This is a genomic window from Paraburkholderia yinzeri (genome assembly GCF_046581065.1).
In the GTDB taxonomy this organism is placed as follows: domain Bacteria; phylum Pseudomonadota; class Gammaproteobacteria; order Burkholderiales; family Burkholderiaceae; genus Paraburkholderia.
In genome coordinates this window covers 948861-965333 of sequence record NZ_JBFOCJ010000002.1, presented here as the reverse complement: position 1 = coordinate 965333, position 16473 = coordinate 948861, and the positions used below count along the sequence as shown (strand labels likewise).

Here is a 16473-nt window from a genome sequence, read left to right as displayed (position 1 = left end):
TGGCCTCATTGTGCAGGGAGGAGCCGCATCGCGTCAGCGAGCGCGAGCGGGTGCTCGTCCACGAGGGCGCGCAGCGGTTCTGCATGTGCGTCCCGCGCATCGGGCTCCAGCGGATCGCGCGGCAGCAGCTTGTGCCGCACGATCAGATGCGCGAGGGCGAGACGCCGGTAGTCGGGCGCGACGCGCGCGGCCTCGCAAGCCATGAAAACCGCCGTGGTGGCGTGGTAGAGCGCGGATGCGGCCTGGCGTACCGATTCGTCGCGGCCGCATTCCGCCACGCTTTCGAGCACCGTGCCCGCGCGCTCGAACACGCCGCGCAGCAGGGCCGCGCTCTTCTCCGGCAGACCCGCTTCGGCTATCTCCGCGCGCACATAGCGTGCAAGCGCGTCCAGCGCGCCTTCGCGCTTTGCCGCGCGCGCGACGTCCAGGGCGACGATGTTGCTCGTGCCTTCCCAGATCGAGCCCAGGTGGGCATCGCGCACGAGCCGCGCATCGCTCCATTCCTCGATATAGCCCACGCCGCCGCGCACTTCCATCGCGTCGCCGGTGACGCGGCGCGCGTCGCGGCAAGCGCGGAACTTGATGAGCGGCGTGAGGATGCGCACGCATTTCGCGGCGAGCTCGTCGCCCTGATCGGCTCGCGGGAGCAGCGTGGCGATCCGCATGAACATCGAGCGTGCCTGCTCGGCGGGCAGCATCATCTTGAGCAACTGGCGCTGCATGAGCGGCATGTCGATCAGCTTGCGCCCGAACGCCTCGCGATGGCGCGCGACGTGCAGCGCTTCGGTCACCGCGCGGCGCATGAGCCCCGCGGCACGCACGCCGTTCGAAAGCCGCGACATGTTGATCATGTCCGCCATCTGGTGAAAGCCGCGGCCCACTTCGCCGATCAGATAGGCCTGCGCCCCTTCCAGCACGATCTCGCCGCTTGCCATCGAACGGCTGCCCAGCTTGTCCTTCAGGCGTACGATGCGATAGGCGTTGCGCGTGCCGTCCGACAGCGTTTTCGGCAGCAGGAAGAGCGCGAGGCCCTTGATGCCCGGCGGCGCGTCGTCGGGGCGTGCCAGCACCATCGCCAGATCGGCGTCGGCGTTCGAGCAGAACCACTTGTCGCCGTAGAGACGCCAGACGTCGTTGCCTTCTAAGTCGGTCGTGCGCGTGGCGCGCGTGGCGATGCGGGCGACGTCCGAGCCCGCCGCCTGCTCGGTCATGAACATCGCGCCCTGGTAGAGCGTGTCGAAGTCCTGCGACGCGAGGAATGGTAGATAGCGGGCCACGAGCTCCGGCGACCCGAAGCGGCGCAGCGTGCGCGTGAGGGAGTCGGTCATGCTCACCGGGCAGCACAGGCCGAACTCGGCCTGCACGAACAGGTAGGTCAGTGCGTACTTCACGAGCGGAGCCGGCGGGGCGGGCTGATGGCTCATCGCCGCGAGGCCCAGTTCGGAGTAAGCGACCCGCTCCAGCGCCACGTAGTCGGGATGCTTGTCGAGGTGCTGGAGCGCCTCGCCGCGCCGCGTGCGGTGCTGCAGAACGGGCGGGTTGTGGTCCGCCGCGAGCGCCCACTGGTCGAGTTCGTCGGAGGCGCGCTGGCCGAGGGCACGCAGCTTTGCTTCCAGGGTGGCGAACGCCATGTCGCCCAGGTAGCTGCGCAGCAGCGGCGCGTAGCTGGGGTCGCTCGTGTAGAAGTTGATGCCGCGGCTGTCGGGGATGTTGGCGGCGCCGTCGCTCGTGGATGACGCGGCTGAAGCGGCCGAAGCGGCCGAAGCGGTGAGGCCGGAGTGGTCGCTCATCGAATGTCTCCTTGTTTTGCGCGCACGCATGGCGCAGTGCGATTGTCGCGGTCTATTAGTTAGCGATACAGCCGGGCGAATAGTTCGTAATACAGGCCTGGCAGGCCCACCACACAAGGCTGTGCGACCATCTGTGTGGGGATGGCGCTCGATGTATTGCGCGTGTTTTGTAGATTTGCTTTCCTGTCGTCATGAATGCGCTGGACGATCGATTAGTTTGCGATACAAACGGGCGCGGAGCGGCACAGAGTCAGACAGCCCGGCGCATCCCACGGGCCGCGCCTACTGGCCCTTTCGAGTCCTTGGCGGATTCCGTTTTCCATATTTCAATTGGGCCAAGCTTAGGCGCGCCAACGATCACGGTCCAATACAAAGAATGTCCCGTTCGATAAGTCCTGTTTATCGAAAACAAAAGACCCGCACGCCATGAAGCGTGGGGTGAGCGTGCCGAAATGGCGTGCCTCGGCTCCGGCAATCGACCGGAGGTACAGTCGAGCAGGGCGGCCGACGCAGAGAAGCGCAGAACGGGGGGCAGCCTGTTTCCCCCGGCGATCAGGAAAAGAACCCGGAGAGCTTATGTTTCGAGAGCCTTCAGCACCGAGAGGCCCAGTGGGTCAGCTAACAATAAGTTTTCGAAGTCGTTCGTCCAGTGCGGATCCGCCCTGCGGGGATTTCGGTGAAATCGCGGCCATTGGCACGGCGAACCGCCGTCGATGGCCGCTCGAGAGGGCGTTTGGCCGCGCGGACTCAACTCGTACGGCGAAACTCTTCCTCGGCTTTCAACGCCGCCAAAGCCAGGGGATCGTCCTGGGCGGCGTGTTCCGTCTCCCAAAGTACTGATGGGTCTGACGTGGGAACGGGAGCGGCGTTGGATGGCGGCAAGCCATATGCAGCACGATGGGCCTGCCCAAAGTCGCTTTCACGCAGCGCCGCTCCGTTCTGGCGGGCTTTGTGCTTGCTCGGCCCGACAACGCCCGCAAACGCATTGCCGCGCCCCTTCTCGATGGCGTCGATTTCTTCCTGCCTGGAGCTTTTGAGTTGGGACGCGGACTTCGCACGAGGCTTTGTCAAATCCGCTTCCCGGACAGACTCGTCCAGGAGTGCAAGTTCCATCGCCTTCCAACTGACATGTCCGAAGCGCCGCTTGTCCGCGTCGGTCATCTCGATCTCGAATACGTAGCCATCTTTGTCACGGCAAAGCAAGGAGTCGGAAAACCGTGCGATTCGTTTGACTTCCACCTTGAAAGCCGTGCCATTGCCGGGGGTGAGCACCTGCAGCCTGGCAAGCTCGGTCAGTTCCGGTGCGCTATACGTGGCCTGCTTGTACAACACAAGCCCCCTTCGGCAGGTGACTGTATCCCACGGCAAAAAGGTGTCGTAAACCTCCTGCGGGTTTCGTACGCGGGCAGCTTCTCCGCGTCGCTGCGCCTGCTGGTACGCGTGAATCGCGGCCGGCGTAATACCGACTCCCGCCGCATACATCTCCTTCGTGCGCAGTTTGCGCTTGTTGGCCGTCAGGTTAAGGTGGCTGATTGCCTTAAGGAGGAGTCGCTCGAAATTGTCCAGGAGAATCGGCTTCTTCATCCGCCTGATGCGACGCTTGATTGAGTTATCGTCGGAAGTGGTGTATGCGGCGTAGGGAGGAGGCAGGAGAAGGCGGTGGCGATTGATGGAGAATGTTGCTTTCCACGGTAACACTTCCTCAATCGAACTCCACCACCATGGCGAAACATACGCAGGAAACGAGCAGCAGTCAAACAGCAGAACCGCAATTTGAGGGCGCACCCGGCCTGGACGATCTGATCCAGCAAGGGGCGCGGCGGATCATCCAGCAGGCAATCGAGGCGGAACTGGCGGCGATGCTCGAGCAATATTCGAATGTGAAGACGATGGACGGCCGGCGCGCGGTCGTGCGCAACGGCTACCTGCCAGAGCGCGAGATCGTCACGGCGGTAGGCCCGGTGCCGGTCAAGGTACCGAAGGTTCGCGACCGCTCGAGCTCCGGCATCAAGTTCAATTCGACGATCGTGCCGCCCTATGTGCGCAAGTCGCCGCGCGTGTCATCGTCGCTGCCGTGGCTGTACCTGCGAGGCGTCTCAACCGGCGACATGGGCGACGCACTGTCCGAGCTGCTCGGCGAGCAGGCTAAAGGGCTGTCAGCGAGCGTCGTGAGCCGCCTGAAGGCCGCATGGTCAGAAGAGTACGAGAAGTGGAACAAGCGCGACCTGTCCGCCTCGCGCTGGGTCTACTGGTGGGCCGACGGCATCCATACTCAAGCCCGCACAGAGGATTCGGACGGGCAGTGCCTGCTCGTGATCATCGGCGTGAAACCGGACGGCGGCAAGGAGCGCGTTGCGCTCAGCGACGGTTACCGCGAGTCGAAACAGTCGTGGATTGAACTGCTGCTCGATCTGAAAGCGCGCGGCCTGCAGGCGCCGCCACTGCTCGCGGTTGGTGACGGCGCGATGGGACTATGGGCGGCACTCGATGAGGTGTTCCCGCAAACGCGACATCAGCGCTGCTGGTTTCATAAGGTCGGAAATATCCTCAACGCGATGCCCAAATCGCAGCACGGCAAGGCCAAGGCGGCGCTCGCAGAGATCTGGAATGCCGCGACGCGCGCCGATGCGATTGTTGCGTTCAATCAGTTCGTCGACGTGTACGCGGCCAAGTACCCGAAGGCTGTCGAGAAGCTCACGAAGGATCGAGACGCACTGCTCACGTTCTACGATGTCCCTGCGGAGCACTGGCAGCATGTGCGGACCACGAATCCGATCGAATCGACGTTTGCGACGGTACGCCATCGCACGAGCCGCACGCGCAACTGTCTGTCGCGCGCGACCTTCCTGGCGATGGCGTTCAAGCTGATTGAAGCGGCCGGGCAGACCTGGAGGAAGATTCGCAGCGCCGAGAAAATTGATCAGCTTCTGAAGGGCGTTCCGTTCAAAGACGGAAACCCGGTGATTGAAAGCACACCGGCTCCTCAAGCGCTGGCCGCCTGATCATGCCGTCCCGCCCGTACACCACTATTGACGATTGCTCCGCTTGATTCGCTCCAGTCTGTCGTGCCGGCGCGTGTACGCACTTGCAATCTCCTCTGCCATGATCGTAATCATGGTCCCGTTCAGTCGTTCCACGACCGGCTTCAGGTCTCCTCGCCCACCAGGCGGATTGAACATGATCCCACTGAGCGTTTCGTCGATCGTTTCGCGCACCTTCTTCGACTTGCCTGGACCGTTGTCCACGAAGATACCGTCGAAGTTGCCGTGTAGCAGCCCCTTGAGCGGTTGCAGACCCAAGGCCGCAACCCGGTCGTCCATCGGAAGAAGGCTCGTGACGAGGCACCGCTGATAGGCTTGCCCACGTTCCCGGTCAAGCGTGATTTCATATCCCCGGATTCCTCCCGATAGCCGGGATACTGCGAACACGATCCATATCTCGACAGGTTGAAGCTTGCCAGCGACGAGAGCGCCTACTGGCACCTTGGGCTGGAAGCCATCGGCATCCAGTATCTCCAGGACGCCCTGGGTGAGATCGCTGGAGCTCCCGATCCGTGGCGCGAAATATTGCTTCATCGCGCGGGGCCCGTAGCGCTTCTCGAGCAGGCCCTTTTCCCGGGCGATAGCCTTGTAGCGGTACTTCAGCCGGCCGTAACTCGGGGTCAGCTCGACCGGGACGTCGGCGTAGTGGTCTTCGATCATGCGCTCGTGCGTCTTAGCCAGACTTATCTGCTCACCGGCCCAGTACTTGTCCAGCGCGTCGGCCATGTTGTCGAGGTCCTTCTGCGAGGTGCGTCTGCCACGCCTGAAGGTCGTCCTGCCGTTCATCTTGGCGCGTGCACGATTTAATATCTCCTTGTTCGACAGCCGGCCGGGCTTGCAAGCGGGAGCGTGACGTTTCTTGCCCGGACCGCCCTTGTGCGGCGTGAGGGCGAGCATCGCGTGCTTGCCGCCGCCGTACCACATGTACTTGGTCAGGAGATTGTGCATCTTCGACCGGAAGGAGGAGCGCTTGCCCAGCGCGGATTTCATTTTCCGGATACGTTCGTTCCTGTAGGCGGCGTCGAAGAAGATGTTGTCGTCGATAATGAAGTCCGATTCCTTGCCCTGGCCTGTAGCGTCCACCATGACCAGCGCATTGACGAGCATCATGCGTTGATCGAGGCCATCGAGCATGCTCGGCTCGACATCGGCAAGCGTCTTCCGCATGCATTCGGGGCGGATGGAACCGTCAACCGGCTTAACGCGCGATGGCCAGTCGTCCGTCACGGCTAAGTGGATCGGCATGCGGGATGACGGTGGGTCCTCGTTACGCAGCCTCTTCTGCACATACAGCAGGCGGCTAGCGGGGTCCCAGGCCACCGCGATGTAGATGGTGTGTGAAGCCTCTCCTTCAAGGGAGAAAGGCTTGAAGCGTTTAAGGCCCGCTGGCCAGTCGGCGTGATGAAGCGCTCTTAGTTGTGCGACTAGCGCCTCGTCCGCGACGGAAGGCAAAATCGGTCCATAGCTCGGAGCCCGCGCCATCATGAACTCCTCACAAGATGCAGCGGTTTGTCGGTACGCAACGGCTCCCGATGATCGGGGTACAGAAAGCCAAAACACACGGCGACAGCGAACAGTTCGTATGCCCGGTTCAGGGAGATGCCCAGATGGCGGGCGTGACGGTTCAGAATGTCGTCGAGCGTGCCGCGTGACGAACGGGTCAGCAGCCGGCAGGCAAAGCGGAATGCATCGTCGTAGCGCTGCCAGACGTCAAGGTTTGCTACCCAGGTTTTCATGAGCGCGTGGTTTCCCCATGCGAGCACGTCGAACTGGTCGCCTCGCAAAAGTTCGTAGGTCCATCCGCGCGCCACGATTTCCGCTTCCTCCCGTCGCAGTCTTTCTTTCGTCGCCTGGTCGAACTCCTCGGTACCATCCTTGATGGAGACCGTGTGGTAGTGGAGGCGATAGTCCGGCGGCAGGACGAGCGTCAGGACGATGTCCAAGGTCATGAGTTCGAAAACTGACATCGATCTGCCTTCGCTTCGCGCCCGGTTGTAGGTTTGCTGGTCGTAGACCGGGTACTGGTCGCGGATATCGATGACGTAGGGGTTGAAGCTGAACGCGTACAGCGGCCTCATTTCGTTCAATGCACGAGCTTGGTGTGCCCGGCGGAATTTCAGCGCGCCGAAGCTTGCTGTGGTCGCGATGCCCATTTCCGATGCGTCGTGCATCGGTACGTAGCGTTCGCCGTGCGGGACGCCGAATGCATCGCGAAATGGCGGGGCAACATGTCTCGGCGTGGCAAACGGGAGTGGAAGTTTAAGGATTTCCATGGCTTTTCCTCACTCGTGTCCAGAGTCGCTTGACGTCGGAGATCGCCATCTCGTCGACAAGGCCCTCGTCGTCCGGCGCAAACTCCTTCAGCTTTCCCAGCCGGATTGCGGATTTGACGACTCGCCTGTGAAAAGCCTCGAACGTTTCCGTGAATTTCTCAAGTACCGCAGCGGCACCCGGGAATTTCGCAAGAAGGTCTCTGTGGCATCTGGCTGGCGTTTCTCCCAGCAACCGGTACGCGCAGATACGAAAGGGGACGTCCATGTCGATGAGTTCTTTCCACCTTCTTTCAATCGTTTCCGGGAGCGATTCAGCGATCCGGTCGCGATGTTCGGCGCCGATGCGGGCTGGTGCTAGGTTGGCGCCATGTGCTCGCAGGTTGTCTCGCGTCGCTGCCAATTGATGCATGGCCGGCAGCAACAGAACGACCTCCCGGTGAGCCAGATGAGGATTTTCGGCTTGGGCTGCGTTGTAAAGGACCGCGGTTTCCGGCAGAAGTGCAACGGATCTGGCATGTCGCACCGCGGTGCGGTTTTCTATCTTGTGCGTTGGCCTGAGTTGCGCAGTTGCACGGGCGGGGACGACGGCTTCCCGGGAGGTTTCACTTGCCTTGTACGATGTTATTTCGGTTTTCACGGCCTTCCAGCTACCGTACAGCGTGATCAGCATGAAAATCGTGGCGAAAGGGCTTCGTGGACATTCCAGACCGGACAGTGCGCGCGAAATGAGGGGCGACGTCGAAAACATGCCCAGCCTCATCCCAATATCGCGTTGTTCCGGCGAGGAAATCAGGCTTCGGAATTTGCCTGGATCGACCCGGCCGTCTCCTTTTGTCAGCCCGTTTTCGATAAGACCTCGACGGAGCAGTTCCGCAAGTTGAGGTCCGTGCATGTGCGGAGCGAACGTTGGCTCCAGCATGGCGGCCCACGCTTGGGCCATGTCGATCTCGATTTCCTGGCTGATGATGGAAGTGTCGTGAGGGCGCATTTGCAGCGGAGATCCACACGTGCATCTTTTTTGCGGTCCCGCGTAGGTTGCTGAATTGCGTAGCGACTGCGTGCACGCTTCGCAGAACTCGTAAAGCGGCGTTTCGTGCCGGGCGCAGACCCGGATGGGCGTGAAAAGGAATTCGCGACGCCAGAAGGGAATGCCTGTTTGATCGAGGTCCTCACGCAGACAGGCGAGACAGATGGCCGGTGTCCATGAGGGGCCATACGCACCCCGCTCCCGGTTTGTAAAGTAGGGCGGCGCCTGGAGCGGTGGCCCAGCGAGATGCCGCTGCCGCAAGGCGTGCGCAGCGTCGGCTGAAAGGAATCGGGAGTACCCAGGAAGTAACGTGTTTTTGTCGAGGACTTCGTCGACCGGGCCAACGCATTCGCCGAGGCGGCGCACATGCTCGTCGATCCGTGTGGGAATGATCCAGGACGGCAGACGGTAGGATCCCGTCACGGCTTTGCAGAACGATGTTTTTCCTATCCAGCAATTTCTTCCAAGATAGCCTGCGAGCGGTTCACCAGGATAGATGGGAGACAGGGAGAACGATGCGGGAGTCGATCTTGGCCGGCGACCGCCGAAGGGTTGCGCACGGTGGGGCGGAACTGGGCTGGCAGGCGCGTCTTCACGCTCTAGTTGTGCCCATACCAGTTTCAGCCGATGCAAATCCATTTCGTCGACGATATGCTCGCTGGAGGCGGTCAGACCCTCCAGTTTCCCGGATCGCATGGCGGCTTTGATAAGGCGGAGATAGCGTTGTTCACTTGTTTCGACACATTTTTCGAGTGCTGCAGCAGTCTTCGGATAAAACGAAAGATTCTCTTTGTTTATAAGCTTTGGGAAGCCGGATAGCAGTCTTGACCTGGTGATGCGAAAGGGTACGTTTCTCTTGACGAATTCGCGGCTTCTACGTTTGATGTGAGACAGCAACGATTTGTCCACGCTGCGACGATACTCACGACCTCGTCGCGCAGGCACGAGTTCCGCTCCATGTTTAGCCAGTCGGGCTCTCGTCGCCGCTACACGGTACATTATGGGTAGTGCACAGACGACGTCAGTGTGGCTGAAGTGAGGATTTGCCTTTCGTATCTCGTTGTATCGGAGACTGGCCTCGGGCAGCAGGGGGATGGACTTTGCAATCCTCAACCTCTGGGCCTTTGAATTTCTCTCGTGCCGCCAGGCAGGCTTCGGCCGCCCGTCAGGGGATTTTTCCAGGTCAATGTCTGTCGCCTTGTACGCCTTGATGGCCGCCTCGGTGGCTTCCCAACTGCCAAACAAAGCCATGAGCATAAAAATCGCGATAAACGGGTTGCGCGGACACGCGATTCCAGCGAGCGTTCGCGCTACCATTTGACTGCTCACGTAAATGCGCAGGCTCATGACGACTTCGGCGTGTGCCGCATCGGAAATTAGTGCTTGATACTCTCTCTGCTGGATTCGGCCTCTTCTGATCAATCCACGTGCGTGTGCTGCCTGATTGAGCAGGTCCGCAATCTGTAGCCCACGCGTTCGAGGGCAAAAGGAGCTGTCGAGCAGGGTGGACCAGCCGCGCGCAATGCCCAATTCAATCTCCTGAGCCCGGTCGGACTTTGTGTGCCCACGAGCTACCAACGGTTTTCCGCAAACGCATGTTTCCCGTGGGGAAGTTAGCACTCTGGACCAGTGGACTGTGCGCGCACAGTCGCCACACATTTCATAAATTGGCGTCTGATGCCGTGAGCAGAAGCGGATGTAGGAGAAAAGAAAGTCCCGACGCCAGAACGGCGTACCATCCGGTGTCAAATCTTCCTGCAGGCACTTCACGCATACTGCAGGATTCCAGAGGGGAGTCAGGCGTGTCAGGCCCAGCGTGCTGGTCAAAGAACGTCGTAATTGTGGTCCCTGAAGATGATGGTGTCGCAGGAGTCGGCCGATACCTGGCGGCACAAACCGGTTATATCCTGGAAGTAATGTGTTGTTTGCGAGGACGTCATTTTCGGAGCCAACCCGATCCCCGAGAAGTTGAACGTACTGCCTCAGGTTGGTAGGGAGAATCCATGAAGGCGGACTGTTCTCGCCGGAGACGTCTTTGCAGATGAAAGTTGGCGACGCGTACCGGTGCCTTGCCAGATAACCGGAAAACGACTCTCCGGGACAAATCGAGGAAAGCGAGAAGTGTGGTCGAAGCGTCTTGCTGGCGTGCTCGCCCATTATTAGTACTCCAACATTAATAAGGCGTAGGTAGATGATGCGCGATTACCTCAGCGATGCACTGAAACGGTCGATTCGCTACTAACATGCCTGCGCGGTCTGGCTACCGACGATGCGTAACCCGACCAGGGGGCGCTATGGCGGCCCGCACTCGATCTCTGCCCGGCCCTCGCCATCTGGGGAATGCCGGTTGCTTGGTGTCGTCCGATGAGCGCAGAGCACAGTTTGGCGTCGCCGAGGAACCGCACGCGGCCCGGGTTTGCGCAGCCCGGTATGCGATATTGAGCATGACTGTTACGCGTCAAGCCATCTCGGGACCGAGCGGCAGCGATGTCAGGTGACTGAATGAGAGCCAGTCGCCGTACCTGTACAGACTCGAGCGCTTGTACTCGGCACCCTGACGGATGATCCGGATGGCGTCGAGGTGATTCTGGTCGAGCGCAAGCGCTTTTTTCCCGTAGATGTTGAAGATTTCGGGGGAAAACGTCGTAACCTTGAGCGCGTGAAGTTCGAGTGCGATGGCAGACAGGACCTTCGCGAGAATACCCGGGTACCCGAGTGTCATTTCGTACGCCGCTTTCGGCAGCCAGTCGGGCATTGGGCCCCGATGAACCGACCCTATCGTGGCGTCGTACTGTGCGCGGCAGACATCGTTCCAGTGCCGGTCCGTGTAGCCCGGCGCTGGGGTGATCTCGATGGGTCCCGTTGGCGCGAGGTCTCCAAGTGCACCCGGCAGCTTGGAGAGGCCGGCGATGGCTGCGCCGGGCGTCGCAAGGCACAGGACCGGGACACCGGTCATGCGTGTGAACTGGGCCAGACCGTCCCAGGTGACTTCCGCCGCTTGCGTACTCGCATCGATAGTGTTGATGCGCTCGACGATGAGCAGACCGAGGTTTGCGGCGATGGACAGCGCGCACAAGGCAGGAACGGTGTCGCGGTCGCGGAAGAACAGCTTCTGGGTGCGTTGCCCGAAGTCCATGTTCATGGCTAGGGCGAACGTCCCGATGTAGTTTCGGGCAAGGCCTTGGATCTTGCCGCCAATTGGCCATTGGATGCGTAAGACCGGCAACTGCATATAGTCCGTGAATCCGTTGCGCTCGCCTGGAAGCCGCACCGGGATTGCCTCGCGCCGGAAGAGCGATTCGATGGTCGCCGCAAGACTGCGCCGGCCCGTACGGACCGGAGCCGCCACGAAGATGCCGCGGGGGCGAGCGTTGGGCGCGATTCCGAATGCCAGCGGAATGTCATAGCCGCATCGATCCCGCCGCCTGTGCAGTGCGTAAGTTGCGGAGGTAATGAAGTTCCGGTAACCGGCATCCCGCAGGTCGCGCGCAAGATAGGAGCTTCGGACCTGCTCGAGCACGGTCATGAGAACCCGGGCGCGGGCCGCGTTAGTCACCAGGACGCTAGATAACCGCTTTGTGAGCGCATCGCCCGATGGGACTGGAGCGTCGTTGTAGGTGCCGACGACCTGGGTGAGGCGCATCGCCTCGCCAAGCGTTGGTACCGTAGGCACGTTGATGAGCAGGGGATTTTCATGCTCGGTCAATATCGCGCTATGGGTCGGGGTGACAGCAGGTGTTGGGAGTTGGCGCGTTGTCATCGGTCGGTTCCAGAGCGACTTGGCTCATAAGCATGACTTGCTCGCGTGCTGCCGGAGTCTGGCGGGCCGCCGGCTCTCGCAGTGCGGACGCGGTACGGCGTAGGATGCTTTGTCCGACACGTCGTGCAGGGCCTCGTGGGCGTGCCTGACGCGTTATCCGGCCGACGGCGCAGCCCGGACGGGCGGGCGGACGCGCCACCAGGCGGGAGGTTCGCTGCCGCTTGTCTGCCGTCGCCTTTCGCCAAGTCGTCCAGCTGATGAGCTGTGGATTGGGAAACCATTGTCCTTGTCCGTGGCGAGGTGAATTCGATCTCGTCGAGCGCGTTCAGCAGCAAGGCCACTTCCACTGGATGCGGCGGCCGCGAGGACTGCGGCTCGCAACGGTGCACGCGCATGCCGAGGCAGTTCCATGCGACCCAGCCGCCCAGCCGCGCATCCTCAAAGCCTGCCGAGTACAGTGCGCCAAGATCCCGGCTCACGGCATCCCATCTGGTCCGCCCGTCGCTCGCAGCGTATCCGCGCACGGCAAGCTGCGAGCGCAGCTCGTCGAGCCAGCATCCGCCGCGCGACGCATGGAGGAAGCGCAACAGGGTCGCGCCGAGCCGAAGGGTGTTGCGGGTACACACAGGACTGCCAGGTACGAGCGAACCCGTTTCTAGCGCGCTGCACGGATGCGCGAGCCGGTACAGGCATCCGTGAATCGGGCAGCGGGCCTGAAGGGGGATGCAGTGGAACGAGAGCGAACATCGCCGACCGGTCAGCGCGCGGAGTTCGCTGGCGCATTCTGGGCACTCGAGCCCGTAACGGTTGGCTGCGGACAGCCACGAAGGCAGGGGAGGCAGGCAAGGCCGTCCGCTGGTTGCGTCGCAGGCGTTGGCTGCGAGCGCGGCGGCCGGGTCCGACTTCATACATCCCATGTACATGGGATAAAGCGTGCGGTCCATGAGCACCTGACGGGGCGTGCCGTAGAAGTCCTCCGTCAGGGTGCAAAACCGCGACAGGCGGCACGGCGCGGTCTGCAGCAGCGGTGGTCGCGGCTGGAAAGCGAGCGCGACCCGATAGCGGGTCTGCGGCTCGATTGTTGTGCCGGCCAGCGCGACCAGCAGGCTGAACGGCGTTTCGTACGGCGCAGCCGCGTAGAGCGTCCTGAACATGGCGGGACTCCTAGCGTTCATCGTAGCTCCGGCATGAGGCGTGCCGACGCGAGCTGGTGGAGCGACAGCCAGTCGCCGTGACGCATGAGGGTCGACGGCGTGTACGTGCCTCCCTGCCGGATGATCCTGACCGCGTCGAGGTGATACTGGTCGAGCGCGAGCGCCAGGCGGCCATATTTCGCGAAGATCTCGAGCGTGAAGACGCGGACGTTCAGCCTCACCATGTTCTGTGCGATGGCGCACAGCGCTCTCGCGAGCGGGCCCGGATAGCCCAGCGTCAGGTCATACGCGGCGTCCGGCAGCCAGGAGGGCATGGACGCCACGCCGGCAACGCGGATCGTCCTGTTGAACAGGACAACGCACACCGCGATCCAGTGTTTTTCGCGCGAATTACACGAAGGCGTAATTTCGGCAAAGCCCGCTGACGTCAGCTCGGCTGCCACACCCGGTAACCTCGTCAGACCGGCTGCGGCCGCACCGGGGGTAGGCTGGCACAGGACCGGAACACCCGTTACGCGGGTGAATTGTCCGAGTGCGTTCCATGTGCTTTCGGCCGCGGGGTTGGTCGCGTCCTGCATGTTGATTCGCTCCACGACAAGCAGACCCAAGCTCGACGCGACGGCGAGCGCGCATATCGTGGGGACGATGTCGCGCTCGCGAAACAGTGGCGTACGCGTAGCGATGGCATAACTTGTGCGAAACACCGCGTCGAACGCGCCGATGAACGCCTGCGCGAGTCCAGCCTGTCTGCCGTCGATTGGCCACGGAATGCGCAGGACCGGGAGCTGGAGGTATTCGGTGACGCCTGCAGCGGCGCTTATCCGGGCAACGCGGGGTTCGCTGCCGAGCGCCGACGCTACCATGTCGGCCAGCCTCCGGCGGCCTGTTCCGACAGGGGCGACGACCACGATCCCCCGAGGCCTCGCCATGGGGGCGACGCCAAATCGGGAGGGAATCGAGACACTTGGCCCCGGGCGCCCGCTGTGCAGCAGGCGGTTCGCCTCGATCGCGTGATTCCGGTATCGGCAGTCCCGCAGGTCGCGGTCCCGGTAGGAACTTCGAACCTGCGAAACGACATCGACAAGAACACCAGCGTGAGTCGCGTCCGTGACGAAAGCGTCGGCACTCTCGTGGGCGATTAACTCCTGCACATTCCAGCCGGTGACATCCTGCTGTTCCTGCCGTTCGGTCAGACGCATGGCCTCAGGCAGCGTTGGCACGGGCGGCACGTTTTCCAGAAGTGGATTCCCGTCGTCTGTGCGCGTATCGCCGCTTGTGACTGCGCCGGCGGCACAACTTGCGCGCGAAATCCTGCTCATAGTTCCTCCCCGGTAGGGCGCGAAGCCCGTGGCCGGCGTGGGAGGCGAAGTAGCGCAAGCTGGAAGCAGATGCGCGGTATCCTGGGTACCTCCGCTGCGGCGTCCTCGCCCCGCAGGGCGGTCGCCAGCGCCCGGTGACTGCAGTGCGGCGAGTTCCGGAATGGGCAGCGCTCGCCGCAGGGTTTAGGCGCTGGAGGACCCACCAGCGGTGGATGGGGCACCGGGGGGAGCTTTCCGGCCGGGGTGTGCGAAGCGCGTAGCGGATGGGATGGTTTGTCCGCTGGATCGAGCTTCAGTGACTTCTTCGTGCTCACAGGGTCGCCTTTCGGTTGCCTGTCGACTGTTGCGTACAGGCGTGAGTTGACACGGCGCACCCAGTGTGAGATTCTTCGCGCGTGTAAGTGCGAAGGCCTCGTTGCACGGGGTGTCCACCAAACCGGAGTGTCAGGGCTGCCACCCTGACACATCCGCTCTCGTCACTTTCGATGGCTTTTAGTGGCTATCGTCGTCTGCTGGAAAATCCCTCCGTTTGTTGCTTCGTTGGTCGAACGATCGGCGTGACACTGCTGTTGACAATATCGCCATTTGCGTTAACATACGGTCATTGCCCTATCTTGGCAGCGGCAGTTGCTGAGGGTGGTTTGGCTCGGCGCGCCTGTCTTTTGGCACCCAATACAATTGGTCGGATAGTAGCCGATGCACTTGCACTTAGGCAAGTGGGGTTCTCTGCGCGTTCTGCGCACATTTTTTTTAGTTAACTTGACATCGCTTGACGATGTGTTGGCGCGCCAGAGTATCGCGCACGTAGGTGTTGTTGCGTCTGGCGACGACAGGTGCCGCCCTGGGTAGTCGTGCACGCTTGGCGCAGGTCTCCCATTCCTATGCTTCCGGCTACTGGTCCGTTTGTCTCGTCATCGTTAAAATCAACGGCTACGCAGTACCGAGGGACACCGCGCGGATAGAGGCGGCGGTGCTCTTTTGGCATAGTAAAAAGTGCGACTACTGTCGCACTTTTAATCTAGTCGATCGCAGCTGGAATTCAAGGATTTTCTGTGAGCGAGGCAGAGACCCCCTGGGCAGGGCTGGCCAGTCGCGTGATTCGTATCGCGCTTGCGCGCTGGGATCGCGGATACGCGGAACTCATCGACGCGCTCGCGCTTGCAGGCGTTCAGGAGAACGAACGCTCTCTTGTCAACCGGGTTTCGCGCGGAACGGTCAGGTTCACGTTGCTGCTGCAGATCATTCATGTGGCGGGAGACGAGCCTCCATCGTCGTGGAGCGATGCGCTGAAGATGTCGGGATCGTGGGAGGCCCGCGCGCAAGCCGTGATGGCTGCGGAGCTGTCGCGGCAGCCATGGGTGACGCCGGAGAAGCTCGCGCAGCGGTTGTCCGACATCGGCGCCCCGATTGGCGAAAGGACGCTCGCTTCCCATATGGCTGAGGGGACGTTCTCGCTGTCGCTCTTTCTTCAATGTATCGCGGTGCTCGGCAGCCCGAGCCTCGAGCGTTACATTCCATTCGGCGCACTTGTTGCTGCCGCTAATCCAGGCATCGCCGACGCTGCAGGGTGAGCATCAGCGACACGAATTCCTTGCCATCCGCGATTCGTGGCCTAGAATAAAAGTGAGATTTAGGTCGCGTATTTTTTTCGGATGAGTGGCGCGGACCACCAGCATGATCGCCGAGCCTCGGACGAAAGAGGATAGAGTACCGCCGGCACTGGGCGGCGGCGTTTCGGCTTTGTGGGCTCGCCCTTCAAACTGCACCAGTACCCGGACTGCCGTCTTTGACCGGATGCAGCGCTCGCTAGGATGCGCGGTGTCGGTGCCCGTCGAAGGACGCATGGCGCGCGCTCGCAGATTTGATTTGTGCAGCGGAATGTGCGGGTTATATATAGGAATGCGAACAATATCGGGGTGCCTCAATTGGCGGAACGTGACCTTCGGAGTGCGCCTCGCAGGAGAAGCCGGAACTCCACGCGTGCGTCCATGTGCCGTTATCCATAACCCGTCTTTGAAATAGACCATAAGCTGTCCGTTTAGCAAAGATTTACCCTGAAACCTCAATCACCCTATAAGTCATAATTTGACCAATCGTAAAAATATAAAG

Annotated in this window: 10 protein-coding genes and 1 pseudogene; 2 read left to right on the top strand and 9 right to left on the bottom strand. The window is 61.5% G+C overall.

What is annotated here, in order from left to right; all coding sequences use genetic code 11:
• Positions 1-5 precede the first annotated feature (5 nt).
• Together WJ542_RS21370 and WJ542_RS21365 are read right to left on the bottom strand one after the other, a co-directional pair.
• Positions 6-1790, bottom strand: a complete 1785-nt coding sequence (locus WJ542_RS21370) for an acyl-CoA dehydrogenase family protein (protein ID WP_411191452.1) — start codon at positions 1788-1790, stop codon at positions 6-8.
• Between the two features lie 747 nt (positions 1791-2537).
• A complete protein-coding gene (locus WJ542_RS21365) occupies positions 2538-3374 on the bottom strand; it encodes a hypothetical protein (RefSeq protein ID WP_411191450.1) in 837 nt (278 codons plus the stop codon).
• Between the two features lie 137 nt (positions 3375-3511).
• On the opposite strand from WJ542_RS21365, the gene WJ542_RS21360 reads away from it, so the two are divergent.
• Positions 3512-4792: an IS256 family transposase gene (locus WJ542_RS21360; RefSeq protein ID WP_411188333.1), complete on the top strand. Its 1281-nt coding sequence runs from the start codon at positions 3512-3514 to the stop codon at positions 4790-4792.
• Positions 4793-4816: 24 nt separating this feature from the next.
• Here the strand turns inward: WJ542_RS21360 and WJ542_RS21355 are convergent, their stop codons facing one another.
• From WJ542_RS21355 to WJ542_RS21325, 7 genes and pseudogenes are all read right to left on the bottom strand, one after another.
• A complete protein-coding gene (locus WJ542_RS21355) occupies positions 4817-6316 on the bottom strand; it encodes a hypothetical protein (RefSeq protein WP_411191449.1) in 1500 nt (499 codons plus the stop codon).
• Complete coding sequence (locus WJ542_RS21350; protein WP_411191447.1) at positions 6313-7104, bottom strand: PDDEXK family nuclease; 792 nt, start codon at positions 7102-7104, stop codon at positions 6313-6315. The genes WJ542_RS21355 and WJ542_RS21350 overlap by 4 nt, the downstream gene beginning before the upstream one ends.
• Positions 7091-9478: a TniQ family protein gene (locus WJ542_RS21345; RefSeq protein ID WP_411192557.1), complete on the bottom strand. Its 2388-nt coding sequence runs from the start codon at positions 9476-9478 to the stop codon at positions 7091-7093. The genes WJ542_RS21350 and WJ542_RS21345 overlap by 14 nt, the downstream gene beginning before the upstream one ends.
• A 336-nt stretch (positions 9479-9814) precedes the next feature.
• Positions 9815-10288: pseudogene (locus WJ542_RS21340) on the bottom strand (TniQ family protein); the annotation flags it as partial.
• Between the two features lie 301 nt (positions 10289-10589).
• Entirely contained in the window at positions 10590-11891 is a 1302-nt protein-coding gene (locus tag WJ542_RS21335; protein WP_411191446.1) for a hypothetical protein, read from the bottom strand.
• A complete protein-coding gene (locus WJ542_RS21330; RefSeq protein WP_411191445.1) occupies positions 11888-13045 on the bottom strand; it encodes a hypothetical protein in 1158 nt (385 codons plus the stop codon). The genes WJ542_RS21335 and WJ542_RS21330 overlap by 4 nt, the downstream gene beginning before the upstream one ends.
• A gap of 17 nt (positions 13046-13062) precedes the next feature.
• Positions 13063-14364, bottom strand: coding sequence for a hypothetical protein (locus WJ542_RS21325; RefSeq protein ID WP_411191444.1), 1302 nt, complete (start codon positions 14362-14364; stop codon positions 13063-13065).
• 1052 nt (positions 14365-15416) lie between these two features.
• On the opposite strand from WJ542_RS21325, the gene WJ542_RS21320 reads away from it, so the two are divergent.
• Complete coding sequence (locus WJ542_RS21320; protein WP_411191443.1) at positions 15417-15935, top strand: DUF6471 domain-containing protein; 519 nt, start codon at positions 15417-15419, stop codon at positions 15933-15935.
• Positions 15936-16473 lie beyond the last annotated feature (538 nt).